The organism is Enterococcus sp. DIV1726a (assembly GCF_051710985.1).
Classification (GTDB): Bacteria; Bacillota; Bacilli; order Lactobacillales; family Enterococcaceae; genus Enterococcus_B; species Enterococcus_B hirae.
Genome location: NZ_JBIOLS010000001.1, coordinates 1,687,182 through 1,702,849, shown reverse-complemented (window position 1 = coordinate 1,702,849; position 15,668 = coordinate 1,687,182). Strand labels below are relative to the sequence as shown.

12 protein-coding genes are annotated in these 15,668 nt (G+C 36.1%); 10 read left to right on the top strand and 2 right to left on the bottom strand.

The annotated features are described in order from the left end of the window. Window positions 1–88: 88 nt before the first annotated feature. On the bottom strand, window positions 89–466 hold the full coding sequence (locus IGJ27_RS07555) for a YccF domain-containing protein (protein ID WP_010718913.1): 378 nt from the start codon (window positions 464–466) through the stop codon (window positions 89–91). A gap of 274 nt (window positions 467–740) precedes the next feature. Here IGJ27_RS07555 and IGJ27_RS07550 point away from each other — a divergent pair, with 274 nt between their 5' ends. Continuing rightward, window positions 741–1,271 carry a PadR family transcriptional regulator gene (locus tag IGJ27_RS07550; RefSeq protein ID WP_010718914.1) on the top strand — a complete coding sequence of 177 codons (531 nt, stop codon included), beginning with the start codon at window positions 741–743 and terminating at the stop codon, window positions 1,269–1,271. 163 nt (window positions 1,272–1,434) lie between these two features. After that, window positions 1,435–2,805 (top strand): MFS transporter, encoded by a 1,371-nt coding sequence (locus tag IGJ27_RS07545; RefSeq protein WP_178305877.1) that lies wholly within the window; start codon window positions 1,435–1,437, stop codon window positions 2,803–2,805. 257 nt (window positions 2,806–3,062) lie between these two features. On the opposite strand, the gene IGJ27_RS07540 is transcribed toward IGJ27_RS07545, so the two are convergent. After that, a complete protein-coding gene (locus IGJ27_RS07540; protein ID WP_094940600.1) occupies window positions 3,063–3,878 on the bottom strand; it encodes a helix-turn-helix transcriptional regulator in 816 nt (271 codons plus the stop codon). 138 nt (window positions 3,879–4,016) lie between these two features. Here IGJ27_RS07540 and IGJ27_RS07535 point away from each other — a divergent pair, with 138 nt between their 5' ends. From IGJ27_RS07535 to IGJ27_RS07500, 8 genes are all read left to right on the top strand, one after another. Continuing rightward, on the top strand, window positions 4,017–5,366 hold the full coding sequence (locus IGJ27_RS07535; protein ID WP_178305878.1) for a carbohydrate ABC transporter substrate-binding protein: 1,350 nt from the start codon (window positions 4,017–4,019) through the stop codon (window positions 5,364–5,366). A 64-nt stretch (window positions 5,367–5,430) separates the two neighbouring features. Continuing rightward, on the top strand, window positions 5,431–6,336 hold the full coding sequence (locus IGJ27_RS07530; RefSeq protein ID WP_240274102.1) for a carbohydrate ABC transporter permease: 906 nt from the start codon (window positions 5,431–5,433) through the stop codon (window positions 6,334–6,336). A gap of 19 nt (window positions 6,337–6,355) precedes the next feature. Further along, window positions 6,356–7,237 carry a carbohydrate ABC transporter permease gene (locus IGJ27_RS07525; protein WP_094940598.1) on the top strand — a complete coding sequence of 294 codons (882 nt, stop codon included), beginning with the start codon at window positions 6,356–6,358 and terminating at the stop codon, window positions 7,235–7,237. 16 nt (window positions 7,238–7,253) lie between these two features. After that, window positions 7,254–9,413: a 1,3-beta-galactosyl-N-acetylhexosamine phosphorylase gene (gene gnpA / locus IGJ27_RS07520; protein ID WP_178305879.1), complete on the top strand. Its 2,160-nt coding sequence runs from the start codon at window positions 7,254–7,256 to the stop codon at window positions 9,411–9,413. Beyond that, window positions 9,406–9,585, top strand: a complete 180-nt coding sequence (locus IGJ27_RS07515; protein WP_094940596.1) for a DUF6903 family protein — start codon at window positions 9,406–9,408, stop codon at window positions 9,583–9,585. The genes gnpA and IGJ27_RS07515 overlap by 8 nt, the downstream gene beginning before the upstream one ends. A 12-nt stretch (window positions 9,586–9,597) precedes the next feature. Continuing rightward, a complete protein-coding gene (locus IGJ27_RS07510; protein WP_096710234.1) occupies window positions 9,598–11,025 on the top strand; it encodes an alpha-L-fucosidase in 1,428 nt (475 codons plus the stop codon). 543 nt (window positions 11,026–11,568) lie between these two features. Beyond that, window positions 11,569–12,486: a hypothetical protein gene (locus IGJ27_RS07505; protein WP_161651420.1), complete on the top strand. Its 918-nt coding sequence runs from the start codon at window positions 11,569–11,571 to the stop codon at window positions 12,484–12,486. 16 nt (window positions 12,487–12,502) lie between these two features. Then, a complete protein-coding gene (locus IGJ27_RS07500; protein WP_178305880.1) occupies window positions 12,503–15,457 on the top strand; it encodes a discoidin domain-containing protein in 2,955 nt (984 codons plus the stop codon). Window positions 15,458–15,668 lie beyond the last annotated feature (211 nt).

Here is a 15,668-nt window from a genome sequence, read left to right as displayed (position 1 = left end):
AAGCCGAAGATTTCAAAAATTGTTTCTTTTTTGACATTCTTCGGCTTTTTTAGATCTAGAAATTGTTACCAGGTTCTTAACTATCTAATCAATAATAAGATCTGGTTAGAACGATTCTCGTACCAAAAGGCATCAACGCTAATTTAGCTAATTTAAACGACTGTTTACCAAATGGAATACCAATGATCGTAATATAGAGTATAAGACCACTAATCACGTGGGCAATCGCTAATGGGAGTCCACTGATAATCAACCAGATGATATTGATAATTAAAGAAGTCCCACTATCGCTATAAATCACTTCTTTACCAAATGGGAAAAAGCTAAGAGTTGCCAGCTTAAAACATTGTAACCCGATTGGAATACCAATGATCGTTATACACCAAATGACTCCTGCTAAAAACCAACCAATCCCACCGATACAGCCTCCAAAAATAAACCAAATCAAGTTTCCTAACATTCTCATTTTAACACCTACTAAATTTTTTCCCATTATACCATGTAATGGTTCTTAGGGTTCCTTTATTAAAGTTATTTAATTATGTGTTTTTTGTTTTGAATAAATGTTTTTTAATATTAATTATATATAAAAATAGTTATTTAATGGTGAACTAAGAACAGAAAGAATGTGAATGGCAAAGTGAGTTTGCTTAATTATCTTAACAAAGAAAAGTGATTGACTTATGCATCTTTTAGATATATCATTCTTGTATCTAAAAGATAGATAAGGAGGAAGAAACATGATGAATGAACTGTTTGTTCTAGGAGAATTGATGGAATCACCACAAAATGGTTATCACTTAAGAAATGCAATGCAGGCTTCTTTAGGCAAAAATCGCAAAGTCAGTTTTGGTGTTTTATACCCATTGTTAGACAAGTTGGCAAAAAATGGCTTAATCACTATTACTGTTAATGAAGAAGGCCGTACACAAAAGACTGCCAGTATTACTGATAAAGGACGTCAACGATTTTTTGAATTAATGAAACAAGATGTTCCCAGTGGCGCTCATACAGAAGAAATTTATTTAATCAAACTCGATTCGATGCAACATCTCTCATTAGACGAACAAAAAGAATTATTAATGGTCTACATACGTGAAAAACAAATCACGGTTGACGAAATCAAGGGCTATTTAAAAAAATTAGACGAAGTAAAAAAAATTGATCATTGGTATGCGACTAAAAAATTAGAATTATTACTTGGAAAAGCCCAGTTAGCAATCCAGTGGGCAGAAGATTTTTTATCAGAACTACCTTATAGGGAAGAATAGACTTGATCAATAGAACAAGACGTGACAGTCCTTATCAACGGAGCGCTTTTTAAAACGTCATAAAAAAGCAACGATACTGTAACTTTTTATTAGTTACAGTCTCTTTTATACAAAAAAATATATATCTAAAAGATATATTAAGGATGATATTTGGAGGAAGAACATGTCTCAACAAATCAAAATTGCCTTAGTAATGGCAATGAGTTTATTTATGGAAATATTAGATGGTACGATTGTTACAACAGCTTTACCCAAAATGGCGACCACTTTTTCAACAAATATGTCACAAATCTCACTTTTAATCAGTGCGTATTTAGTCACAGTGGCGATTTTTATCCCAATGAGTGGCTGGTTAGCCAATTATTTTGGTAAGAAAAAAATCTGGCTTCTGGCTGTTTTCCTATTCACCATTAGTTCATTAGGGAGCGCCCTTGCGCCTAGTTTTGGGGTTCTTTTAGGAATGCGAATGTTACAAGGTTTCTCTGGAGCGTTGATGACACCTACTGCACGATTGATCGTTTTTGAAAAAACGCCAGTCGACCAACTATTAAAAATGACGAGTTATCTTGTTTGGCCAGCATTAATCGCACCTGCGATCGCTCCTATAATGGGTGGAGCAATCATTACCTATTTAAGTTGGCATTGGATTTTTTTGATCAATTTGCCAATCGGTATGTCGATCTTGATCCTAGGATATTCATTGATTCCGTCAGACCATGACCTGATCAAAAATAAATTTGATTGGCTCGGTTTTGTGGAAATGGCAACGGCATCCACCTTACTGGTAGTCGGTGCAGAATTATCTTCACGAGACGGTCTTTCATTTGAGATAGCAGGAATTGTGTGTATCGTGAGTGGAATAATATTTCTTTTGTTCACATATCAACATTTAAATAAAGTCGAACAACCCTTATTTTCATTAAAAGCCCTATCAAAGACTTCTTTTAGAATCGGCCAAACTAGTGGGGCAATCCTGTGGTTATCTGTCGGAGCGATGCCGTACCTATTGACGATCTATTTACAAAATATTTTTCATTGGTCAGCAGTCGTTGCAGGAAGTTATGTTATTTTCATCTTTATTGGAAATATTGGGATCAAACCCTTCACGACAACGATTATTCGCTCACTTAACTACAAAGGGGCATTGATTGCGTCATTCCTAATGATTTTGAGTAGTTCTTTCTGCTTAGTTTTCATTGAATCAACCACGTTTCCAGCGATTATTATGTTACTAGCTTTTGCCTCAGGAATCGGACGCTCGCTCGCACTCACAGCGTTTATGGGATTAAGTTTATCAGAAATTCCACCACAAGAACGCAATAGCGCCAATACATTGAATACAGTTGTCCAATCTTTAGCTCAAGGATTAGGGGTATCATTTATTACGTTGGTGATTCATTTATTGGAAATCCAACTGTCGATCCCACTGGCTTATAGCCTAGGCTTTGCTGTTTTAGGGGCGCTAATGCTTCTGCCAATCATTGAAATCCTAAAAATTCCAAAAACAATGGGTATAGCAACAATTAAAAAGTAAATCTAAAATAGTAGACAGGTAGACTTATTGAAGAAAGATTTGAACTAAACGTACTTTACAATCAAAAAACTATTCAAAAATTAGCCCTTCGCTGACTTGATTGAGCGAGGGGCTAGTTTATGTATTGTTTTATAGAAAAATAGCATCTATTAGTAAGTGAATCATTGTTTTAGCAGCATTATGTATAAGAACAAAGCTTATCTTTCAAAATTTTTCTGAGCTATTTGTAGGTTTTTTAATGATGCTTCTTTCATAGCTCAACGCCAATGGTTTTTCCGATACTGTGCGGGACTGATACCTGTACTTTTTTTGAAAACTTGAGTTAAATAGGATTGGGAGGTATAACTAAGCATTTCTGAAATTTCTGCAATGGAAAAATTAGAAGATAGCAATAGTTCTTTGACGTTTTCCAAACGAATAGTGTTCCAATATTTGATCGGTGAAATCCCATAATCTTTTTTGAATTGATGGCTTAAATAATATTTACTCATATGGAACTGTTTAGCCAAATCTTCTAACGAGGGATCTTCTTTAAAATTGACATCGATATAATGTTTGATAAGAACAGTACTCTTAAGATTAATCTCTGGGATTTCAGTAGCGATCATTAATTGGTTCTCTCGTTGTAAGATCAGTAAAAACGATGAGATGAGATTTTTGATGATTTGATCATGATGTTCATAATTTTGGGTATGTTCTTCAAAACACTTGTAAAAATAAAAAGGGTATTCACGTTTTGTATCTTGAATGACTAAATAGGGGAGAGTGAAGTGCGTCTTATTTTTTACGGTAAACCCGCTTAACCCAATGACAAAGTATTCCATTGGCGTATCATATTTAGACAGTTCGGTATGTTCAGCATTCGGTGCGATGTAAATCAAGTCAGTTTCGGACACTTCGACTTCTTCCTCACCAATGATAAATAATCCTTTACCACTTGTGATATAAAATAATTCAGCAAAAGGATGTGCATGTTTAAAGTGAAGCCAATTGCTATTGTTACGTTCTGAACGATGGACATACATAATTTCTAAATTGTTTTGTTGGATCATATCTAGATTTTGGACTGTCATAGAAAGCCTACTCCTTTGTTGGTTTTATAAATATTGAAGAAAAAAACAATATTTATAAAAATAATAGCAAAAAACAAAATACAACCGCTTACATTCCATTTATAATCAAATTATATTAAAAATGTGGGGGGAACACAAATGAAAAAAGGTATGGTAACTTCGCTAATTTTTTTAAGTACACTAACACTAGGTTTAACAGCATGTGGAAAATCAAACAAAAGCAACGTTGATGGGGAAGAAGTAAATGGGAAAACGAATCAAGAATTAACGATTGCAGCATTAGAAGGTGGCTATGGTCGTGAGATGTATAGCGAAGTTATTTCGGCATTTGAAAAAGCCAATCCAGGAGTAAAGGTAAATTTGACAATCAGTAAAAGCTTAGAAGATGAAATCACACCCAATATGAAAGCTGGGAAATTTCCAGATTTAGTAATATTAGGCCAAGGACGTTCAGCGGGATTAACTGAATCGTTGATCAAAGATAACGCTTTGGAAGATGTAACAGATGTATTAGAAATGACGGTACCTACCGAAGACGTCAAAGTAAAAGACAAATTGATTGATGGCATTGTCGGCAATCTGAATACCAATCCATATGGGGACGATCAAACTTATTTAATGCCAATGTATTACGCTCCTACTGGATTAGTGTATGACCAAAACTTGTTAAGTCAAAACAATTGGGAAGTACCTACAACGTTTGAGGGATTATTTAAACTTGGGGATGAAGCTAAGAAGAAAGACATCAATCTCTTTACTTATCCAACCGCAGGTTACATGGATTCTTATTTCTTTTCTATCCTAGCAGGTGTGGGCGGAACAGACTTTTATAGCGATGTGATGACTTATAAAAAAGATATTTGGAAAACAGAAAAGGCCACAGAAGTTTTAAAATATACGGAAAAATTATTGACACAATATACTGATAAAGCGACTGTTGGACATGCAAATGAGCAAGATTTTACTAAAAATCAACAATCTATTTTAGATGATAAAAATATGTTTATGCCAAATGGTACGTGGATTGTTGGCGAAATGGCAGATGCCCCTCGCGCAGATGGCTTTACTTGGGGGCTGATGCCACTACCTTCAGTAGAAGAAGGAGGTAAGCGTTACTTGACAACATCAGTCGAATCCGTTTGGGTACCTAAAGAAGGAAAGAATACAGATTTAGCTAAACAGTTCATGGCCTATCTTTACTCTGATGAAGCTGCCAAAATTTTCTTAGAATCAAATGCTATCCAACCAATTAAAGGGATTGAAGAGAAAATTGAAGGAGAAACTAAAGCATTTTACGAAATCTATCAACAAGAGGATGTGGAAGCTTTGGTTGGTGGTTTTGCGAGTACAAAACCAGTAGAAGGTGTGAACATCAAGGAAATTCTATTTGATTCAGCAAACAGTATCATCTCTGGTGATAAGACATTGAAACAATGGCAAAGTGAATTGAATGAAGCAAGTGAAAAATTGCGGGCTGCGAAAGACTGATTTGCGAGGAAAACAAGGGTCAGGTAAAAAATGCCTGACCCTATATTAAAAGGAGGAAAAGGAAGTGGAACGAAAGAAACCTTCTCGTAAAAGAAACAATACGATCTTTGTCACCTTGTGTGTGATGCCTGCTTTGATCGCATATATAGTCTTTATGATTATTCCAACGTTTAATATTTTTCAAATGTCTTTATTCAAATGGAGTGGTTTTTCGGCGGTCAAACAATTTGTGGGGCTAGATAATTTCAACATTTTATTGAGAGACAACAATTTTATTCGAGCTTTTCAAAATACCGTGTTATTACTAGTAATCGTTACTGCGATCACCATGGCATTCGCTCTTTTATTAGCAACGATTATGTCTGGTCATCAGCTTAAAGGCAAGTCGATTTATCGATTTATCATTTATATACCGAATATTTTATCTATCGTTGTAATTGCAGCGATCTTTTCCGCTATTTATGATCAGAACCATGGGTTACTCAATAGTATTTTAGGTCTTTTTCACCTCGATCATTGGAAACAGATGTGGTTAGGAGACCAGAAAATCATTATCTACAGTATTGCTATAGCAATGGTTTGGCAATCCGTTGGTTATTATATGGTCATGTATGCAGCAAGTATGGCTAGTATTCCAACAAGTCTTTACGAATCGGCTGCTTTAGATGGAGCACCACCCTTTAAGCAATTTTTTGAAATTACTCTCCCTTTGATCTGGCAAAACGTTCGGAACACATTGACTTTTTATATTATCAGCTCGATCAACTTAAGTTTTGTATTGGTTAAAGCAATGACTGGTGGTGGTCCCGATGGCTCATCAGAAGTTTTATTAAGTTATATGTACAAACAAGCCTATACTAATTCTTCTTATGGGTATGGTATGGCGATAGGTGTTGTGATCTTCTTATTTTCATTCATTCTTTCTTTGATTGTAAGTAAAATTACAGATCGCGACGTTTTGCAATATTAAAGATGAGAGGAATTCGATCATGGAGATGAGCAAACAACATAGAAATACCAAGATATTAAGATTTTTAACGATTGTTTTAGTAGGATTAATTGCACTTTCGGTGTTTGTTCCAGTCGTTTGGGTGTTCTTAGCCTCTTTAAAAGACAAAAGTGAATTTTATAGCAATCCTTGGACCCTTCCGAAAGGACTGAACTTCCAAAATTTCATCGATGCGTTTCAAGAAGCGAATATGGGAAATTATTTTTTGAATTCTGTCTTCGTTACGATTCTCGCCTTAGGAATCAATTTAGTGATCTCATTGCCAGCGGCTTATGTCATTTCACGCTTTAAATTTAAAGCACAGAAGTTTTTACAAACTTTCTTCATGGCTGGTTTATTCATCAATGTGAACTATATTGTAGTACCAATTTTTCTAATGTTGGTCAATGGCGATCGAGCATTGATTGAGTGGTTACCTAATGGTTTTTTTATTGACAATCTTTTTATTTTAGCACTTACTTACGCATCAACGACGGTTCCATTTACGATTTATCTGCTACAAGGGTATTTCAAAACCATTTCAGCTACTTATGAAGAAGCTGCGATGATTGATGGTGCGACAAGTTTTCAAATTATGGTAAAAATCTTTATCCCGATGGCAAAACCATCAGTAATCACAGTTATCCTATTTAATTTTTTATCCTACTGGAATGATTATATTATTTCATTGACATTAATTCCAGGCGAAAAACGCACATTGCAAGTTGGTTTACTGAATTTGATGACCGCACAAAAAGCAGCTGCAAACTACGGTCGGCTTTATGCGGGGATGGTCATTGTCATGATACCAGCTTTGATTTTATATGCCTTCATTCAAAAACAAATGCTCGAAGGAATGGCTCAAGGCGGATCCAAAGAATAACAAGGAGGAAAACGACATGGAAAAGGGACGAGTGACATTACCCAGCGAAGAAAATTATTATGATGAAACAATGGCGGTAGCTAAAAAATGGAAGGCTGATGCCATCCGTGATAGCGACGGTACAAAATTAGACAAACAAATAAAAAACAGTGGTTTAAAAATCTATAATGCGTATTTTCCTACCCGCGCACATAACGATTTTATACAAGAACATATGGAAGAGTGTCCGCAAATTTATTTAATGTCGGACCGAATCTTATCAAAAGAGACTTCTTTAACGATAGCCTTTATGAAAACTTACTATCCGGACCAATTGGTTCCTAATTATCGGGATAATCCTAAAAAATATTGGGAAGTAATTGACCGGACAACTGGCGAGGTGATCGATGCTAGTTTATGGACAATTGATCAAGAACAGCATCGTGTGATGATCAAAGAAACCACCCCATGGCATGAATATACCGTTTCATTTCTAGCATATATCATTTGGGATCCAGTAGAAATGTACAATCATTTAACCAATGATTGGGGTGATAAGGAACACGAGATTCCATTTGATGCACTTCAGCCTCATTCCCACCAATTTATTTTAGATACAATGAAAAGTTGGCTTAAAGATAATCCAGAGGTTGACGTCGTCAGGTTCACCACGTTCTTTTATCAATTTTCATTAGTATTCAATCATCAAGGAAAAGAGAAGTTTGTCGATTGGTTTGGCTATGGTGCAAGTGTTTCACCTAAAATGCTTGCTCGCTTTGAAGAAACCTATGGGTATTCCCTCACAGCTGAGGATTTTGTTGATGAAGGATATTATAATTCTTCGTTTCGTATTCCGAATCAACGTTATAAAGATTATATGTCGTTGGTTCAAGCATTCGTCGTGGATTTTGTGGCAGAACTAACAGAAATGGTTCACGAAGCAGGAAAAGAAGCCATGATGTTTTTAGGGGATCAATGGATCGGGGCGGAGCCCTATGGACCTTTAGCAGAAAAAATGAAACTTGATGCAGTGGTTGGTAGTGTGGGTGACGGTACGACACTACGGATGATCTCAGATATCCCACACGTGGATTATACAGAAGGTCGTTTTTTACCTTATTTCTTCCCTGATACATTTTATGAAGGAAATGATCCATCGATTGAAGCAATGACTAATTGGGTTCAAGCAAGAAGAGCGATCTTGCGTAGTCCGATTCAACGCATGGGGTATGGCGGATATTTAAGTTTAGCAAATAAGTTTCCTAAATTCATCGATACCGTAGCGATGATTACCGAAGAATTTCGAATGATTCATACACAGATGAACCACACTCGACCATATTCTGGGTTAAAAGTAGCTATTTTAAATCATTGGGGGAAATTACGAACATGGCAAGCTTTCACTGTTGCACATGCGCTTTACAGTAAAGAAGCCTATTCTTATTATGGCGTGTTAGAATCCTTGAGTGGAATGAATGTGGATGTAAGTTTTATCAGCTTTGAGGATATTTTAAATCATGGAATTGATCCGAGTATTGATGTGATCATCAATGCTGGTTTAACAGATACAGCTTTTTCTGGAGGAAAGATTTGGACCGAAACGGCATTACCACAAATCATTACAGAATGGGTCGCACAAGGTGGAGGCTTCATCGGAATCGGCGAACCAGCTAGTTATCCACATCAAGGACGCTTTTTCCAGTTGGCTCATGTGTTAGGGGTAGAGAAAGAACGAGGCTTGTCACTTTCAAGTGATAAATATTTTAAACAAGTCACATCGAACCATTTTATTACAGAGTCTATACCAGCATTCAAATTCGGTGAAACGGTCAAGAGTGTCTATGCATTGTCCGAAGAAACTAAAATTTTAGAATACAGCGAAGAAGAAGTCCATTTAGCTTGTCATGAATTTGGAAAAGGTCGTAGTGTCTATTTAGCTGGTTTACCATTTGATTTTCAAAATGCTCGACTACTCATGCGTTGCTTGTATTATGCAGCGAATAAAGAAGACGAAATTTATAATGGCTATGCAGAAAACATTTATTGCGAAGTCTCTTTATTCCCAGAAGTACAACGTTATTGTGTGATCAACAATTCTGCTGAAGTTCAAACAACGAACATCTACTTAAGCAACGCACAGGTGGAACAGATGACTTTACAACCTTATGAAATGATTTGGAGTGAACTAGATGACTGAATCGGCAAAAACTATACTAAATATTATTGGGAATCTGCTATTTTTCTTCTTTTGTGTGTCTTTAGTTATTTATGGACAACGAACGATTGGCTATCACTTTTTATTTATTGAGTTACTCGGTTTAGCAGGAGTTCTACTACAATTATGGAACTACAATAGAAAATTTAAATAACAGGGGACAAACATGGATATTAGTAAAGCAGTACAAGTTTACCCAAGCCAGCGTCAAATGACTTGGCAAGCAATGGAATTTTATGGATTTATCCATTTTGGCATGAATACCATGACGGACAGAGAATGGGGATTGGGTCACGAAGATCCCAACCTGTTTGATCCGAAAGAATTAAACTGTTTGGAATGGGCAAAAACCATGAAGTCAGCCGGTATGAAAGGTGCGATTTTAACTTGTAAACATCATGATGGTTTTTGTCTTTGGCCAAGTGCTTATTCGAAACATACCGTTGCCTCAAGTCTGTGGAAAGATGGACAAGGAGATGTGGTTAAAGAATTTGCTGATGCCTGTCGCCAAACAGGTTTGAAGTTTGGCATCTATTTATCTCCATGGGATCGAACTGAAGCCACATACGGTGAAGGAAAAAGCTATGATGATTTTTATGTCAATCAATTAACTGAATTATTAACACAGTATGGAGAAATTTTTGAAGTCTGGTTTGATGGTGCCAACGGTGAAGGGGATAATGGCAAACAACAGGTTTACGATTGGGATCGTTATTATGAGGTGATCCGTCGTCTACAACCACAGGCAGTGATTGCTGTTTGTGGACCAGATGTTCGCTGGGTTGGCAACGAAGCGGGTCAAACAAGAAAAAACGAGTGGAGTGTGGTTCCAGTCACATTGAGAAATGCTGAAAAAATTGCCAAGGATTCACAGCAAGTTGATGATGGTTTGTTTTCTCAGAAAGTCTCTAGCGTTGACGAAGATTTAGGTAGTCGTACTGCGTTGGAAAATTATACTGGTCAGTTAGTTTGGTACCCAGCCGAAGTGAATACTTCGATTCGCCCAGGTTGGTTTTATCATCAAAATGAAGATCAGAAAGTGCGAAGTAGTAACGAATTATTTGAACTCTATCGACGTTCTGTAGGCGGAAATGGTACTTTCTTATTAAACCTTCCACCAACACCAGCAGGCCAGCTAGCGGATCCTGATAAAAAGGTGTTAGCAGAACTAGGAAGGATGATTGAAGAAATCAAAACAAATCAACCTGAGTTACAAGGCGAATTAGTTTTTTCTTCTTCCTGTGAAGTAGTAGATCCAGTCGAATTTCAAATACAAAAAGAACAAAAGAAAAGCAGTTGGAAACCAGCTGCAGATGATTCCACCCCAATGATGACATTGTCTTGGCAAACTGCAAAAACGCTCAATACATTGATTTTGCAAGAAGACATTTCAGTTAGTCAACGAGTAGAGGGATGCAATATTTCCTATTTGACTGAAGAAGGCTATCAACCTTTGGCGAAGATTGAATCAATTGGATATAAACGTATCATTGATTTTGAGAAAATCACCACCACACAAATCAAGCTAGAGTTTGTTGCTTACAGAGAGTATCCTACTTTATCAGGACTTTATGCACTATTAGTGAACAAATAACTAACCGTTTAAAATCTATTTTTACAAAACTAAAAGCATTCATCCATCCAAGCACTGATCTCTTATGAATAAAATAGAAGAACTGTTTCAGTTACTAAGTGATCAGCTATGGTGGATGAGTGAAGGCAATTGATTGTGGAATGCTAAGCAAGAAAGGAAATGACTCACTAATTCCAAGAAAAAATAGTTGTTAGCTAAATCTAAAGATGGAAAGGTATTTTAATATTCAGGAATAGGTTAAAAAGCACAAACAATTTTTGTGTTGTGCTTTTTTATCTGAAATGAGTGTGTTTTTTTGATAAATCTCCACTGAAAAATAATGAGGTTGTTATTTTTAATTATAGGTTTTTTATTAATTTCCGATGGACAACTTTCATTAAAAGTCAGTTGGAAAAGCAGACGATGAAACAATTGATAGGGGATCAATCAAAAGTGGATGAAGATTTCTTTTATGACACATTTTAAGTGAGGTAAAAAGAGATGAAAAAAATAGGTGGGTTCTTTTTTGGTATATGTATTCTCTTATTTTTAGGAGGAAACGTAATGAATAGAAATCAAAACGTAGGTAAGTTTGAAGATTTGACTATCACGCAAACTGAATTTCACATGCAAATTAAAAATCATCTGGCAAACGTTAAGAATCGATATAAAAATGAGCAAATCACTGGATCGTTAGCTGAAAATAAAAAAGCAATCGAAGAATTACAAACGGCTTCTTGGGAGCGTGCGATTTGGGATAAAGCCATTTTTTTTATTGCAAAAAAGGAGGGGATCGGAGATTTTACTTCATATGCTGAAATCGTGAATACGATGGCAGATGAAAATAAACAGAGAGAGGAGAAAATTTCCAAAGGCGAAATCGTCTACGGTCTATCACGATTTGGATTGAATGAGTTTTATGGTCATCTTTTGGCTGAAACGAAAACAAGTCTGATCAAAAAGCTGTCACAAAAGAATGGCCCACTGTTTTGTTCTGATCAGGATGTTTATACACGTTTTCAAACCAACAAAGAGGAGTGGTTGCGAGCTGGTACAAATTATCGCTTAACAAAAGTAAGTTTACCCAAAGATTCAAAAGAGTATTCATTATTTCAAAATAGCGAATATCCATCACCAGAGGAGTGGTTAAAACATACTCCAGAAGCAAAGCAGAATGAAGAATATATTTCATTGGCTGAGGTGCAAAGTTTAAACGCTTATCAGCAAGAAAAAATGAATAAGATTGCTGATTTACAAGTAGGTTCATGTTCTGCTCTGATTGATAACGGAGCCAATGTTTATTTTTATCGATTAGAGGAAATAATTGTTAATGAAGACGAAGCATTGGAAAAAAATTATGAAAAAATCAAACAAACGATCATCAATGAAAAATTTGAGGCATATGTCCAATCCGTCATTTCTTCGAGTCGTACGACTAAAAGCGAACGACGATTAAAAGAAGCGATTCTCCAGGTTATTTAGAAGAAGGGAGTAACAAATGAAAACAAAAAAATTTAAAGTGTTGCTTTGTTTGGTATGTTTACTTGTCCCATTGCTTTTGCCGGTAGAAGGGTTAGCAAAAGAAATCAAATCGTTGGTAAATGAACAAAAAGTCATTCAAGAAGAGTATCTTCCCTTACCAGGAAATAGCACAAATCCTTATGGCGGTACAGATTACTATATTGATGCCACTTTAGGTAACGATGAAAATACAGGGAACTCAAAAGAACAACCTTGGCAAAATGTCACAAGAGCGAATAAAGTGACTTTTCAAGCAGGCGATCGCATTCTTTTAAAAAATGGAGAAGAATGGCAAGATCAACAATTATGGCCAAAGGGTTCTGGTGAAGAAGGAAAGCCAATTACCATCGATTGTTATGGTGATGCTGATTTAGGTCGACCTTATATCGCCACTAATGGAAATGTTGAAAATCCTGTGAACTACGTCGCAGGTACGTTCAAAAAAGATAAAGACAAAGTTGGTTTGACTGGAGCGGTCGTTCTTCGCAATCAGCAGTACTGGGAAATCCATAATTTAGAGCTTTCCAATGATGATGATTTCAACGAAGACATTAATGTATCTGCTAAGATTAAGTCAGTAGTGAGAGATGGGATTTCTGTCTCAATCAATGCGGATAAGTTCGCTCCGGAAGAAACCAATCGGATCATGCACGGCATCAAGATCACTAATTGTTATATCCACGATATCGATGGTCCGACTGATTGGCAACAGATCCATTATGGTGGGATCGTTTTTCAAGTATTCGGAGAAAAAAGTTATAAGGAATATGACGAAGGGCAGTATTATTTTAAAGATATCGTTATTGAAAATAATTCATTTAAAAAGACCGAACTTCATGCGATTGAATTTGCTTTTAATTGGTTCTACGATCGGGATTATGAATCAGGAGAATACGATGAAACAGGTAAATTTCATGAAGGCTGGGAGCAACTTTGGGTCAGAAATCGAGATTTGTATAGTCGAGATGTCAAAATAACTAATAACTATTGTGAAGATATCGGTCAAGGGGCCATTCAACTTGCAAATACAAAAGATATGGTAGTCGAATATAATGAAGTAAATGGATTTTTACAAAGGTATCATGCTGTTTCCTGCGGGTTATATCTATGGGCTGGAGCAGATACCGTCATGCAATACAATGAAGTATATGATGGACCTTGGGATGAGTATGATGGAACTCCTTGGGATTTAGAGTATACTAATTTTAATGTAACGTACCAGTATAATTATTCTCATGATAATGCGGCTGGGTGGATGGCTTATATGGGCAACAGCTCTAATTCCATCGCACGTTACAATTTAAGTGTCAATGATAATGGCGTGATCATGAAAAATATGTTATCAACTAATTATTCGCCTACGTTTATTACCAATAACATTTTTGTCTATGATGCAGAAAAAATGGATTGGTTCCACGATGAAGTTTTTAAAGATAAAGTTTATTTTATGAACAATGTTTTTTATAATACTTCAACTACTACACCAACAAAATGGTACCGTAAGGACGGGGCATTAAATCATGCAGTTTTTTCTAATAACGCGTTTTTTGAAACAGGCGGGGAACACTCACCACAAGAACCAAATGATCCTAAAAAAATAACGGCGAATCCGCAATTTGTGGGCAATCCTTTAAATTATAAACAAGGCAACGGAGTTCAAAATATTAGCAACTCAGCAGCTATTTTTAAATTAAAAGAAACTTCACCACTGATTGATGCCGGACGTTACCATCGTAGTTTAGGAACAACTGACTTTTTTGAAACACAATTGTATTATGGTACAGCACCAGATATCGGAATCCATGAATATATCCAAGGAGAAAAAGTGGAAAACCCGATCGATGATCAGTCAATTGAGATAGAAAAGGATCGAGAAAAAGAAAACTTAGCTTACAAGAAACCCATCACTGCCAATTATACACATCCACACAATAACTACTATTATAGTGCAGATAACTTAGTTGATCACGATACAACCACTCGATGGGCAGCCCCAGATCCAGAGCTAATGACTGAAGGTTATCCTATTAAAATTGAAATTGATTTTGAAAAAAACACTAAATTTGACGAAGTTTATCTTGATGAATTTTCTGATTCAGGTACCAATTTACGTATTCAATCCTTTGAACTACAAAAGTTGACTAGAGATGGAGAGTGGGAAACCTTTACCAAGCGAGATGATGGTATGGGTCACGACTTAACGTTAAATGATTTTGGGGAAATCGAATCAGCAAAGCTACGGTTATTGATCACGAGTCAAAAACCGACAGAATATTACACTCCAAGTATGACGGAAATTCAAGTTTATTCATCAAACAGTCAAATCGGATCTGAAGCTAGCATATCACCTCATGTTTTTGTTTATGATCAAAATCCTGCGATGCGGCAAGATAGCAATAACCAAATTCAATTTTTAGTTGATGTAGCCGATGATGAATTTACCAGTATCCGCTACATTGGCTCTGAAGGGAATGTTTTAGGAAGCTTAAACGAAGGAGTCGATTATCAATTTGATGGTCAAGTAATGAATATCTCGTCGACTTTTTTAACTTCTAAAGAGGTTGGTTCAGCAGGATTGCAATTTGAATTTAAATCAGGTAAGGCAATCAAAACAACGATGGAGTTAACAGACACTACCATGCTATGCGAACGAATCAATGAAGGTGAAAAACTTTCTGCTAAAAATGACCAACTCAAACAAGCGTTGATTGAAGCAAAAACAGTACTAGCTAAAGTCAATCGTGAGACCACTGCAATGGGCAATGATCAAGTAACCCATAAAGAAGTTGTTGAAGCAGAAATGGCACTAGCAAAAGCGATCACAGAATCTCAAAATATCAACGACACTTCGATTCAAACAAACGCCAACCCTATTACCAATAAGCAAATCAAGGGTCATAGATTAGCGAGTCAATACACGCAGTTGTTTTAAGTAATTGACTAAAAACTCTGAATGGTTATTTTTTAGAGTAAACCTTGCAAAGCAAGACAGCCATCCACTACTATAACCAAGTTCATCCGAAGAACCTGAAAATGATGTAAGTTATTTTCGAGGTTCTTCGGATGTTTGTTGTAGATCTAAATTTTTGATCAACACAAGAACAAGTAACAATCCAATCTTTCCAAATAGGAAAAATCCTTTG

Coding starts and splice junctions, on each gene's coding strand:
- IGJ27_RS07555 (WP_010718913.1), bottom strand. CDS start 466: ATGAGAATGTTAGGAAACTTGATTTGGTTTATTTTTGGAGGCTGTATC.
- IGJ27_RS07550 (WP_010718914.1), top strand. CDS start 741: ATGATGAATGAACTGTTTGTTCTAGGAGAATTGATGGAATCACCACAA.
- IGJ27_RS07545 (WP_178305877.1), top strand. CDS start 1,435: ATGTCTCAACAAATCAAAATTGCCTTAGTAATGGCAATGAGTTTATTT.
- IGJ27_RS07540 (WP_094940600.1), bottom strand. CDS start 3,878: ATGACAGTCCAAAATCTAGATATGATCCAACAAAACAATTTAGAAATT.
- IGJ27_RS07535 (WP_178305878.1), top strand. CDS start 4,017: ATGAAAAAAGGTATGGTAACTTCGCTAATTTTTTTAAGTACACTAACA.
- IGJ27_RS07525 (WP_094940598.1), top strand. CDS start 6,356: ATGGAGATGAGCAAACAACATAGAAATACCAAGATATTAAGATTTTTA.
- gnpA (WP_178305879.1), top strand. CDS start 7,254: ATGGAAAAGGGACGAGTGACATTACCCAGCGAAGAAAATTATTATGAT.
- IGJ27_RS07515 (WP_094940596.1), top strand. CDS start 9,406: ATGACTGAATCGGCAAAAACTATACTAAATATTATTGGGAATCTGCTA.
- IGJ27_RS07510 (WP_096710234.1), top strand. CDS start 9,598: ATGGATATTAGTAAAGCAGTACAAGTTTACCCAAGCCAGCGTCAAATG.
- IGJ27_RS07505 (WP_161651420.1), top strand. CDS start 11,569: ATGAATAGAAATCAAAACGTAGGTAAGTTTGAAGATTTGACTATCACG.
- IGJ27_RS07500 (WP_178305880.1), top strand. CDS start 12,503: ATGAAAACAAAAAAATTTAAAGTGTTGCTTTGTTTGGTATGTTTACTT.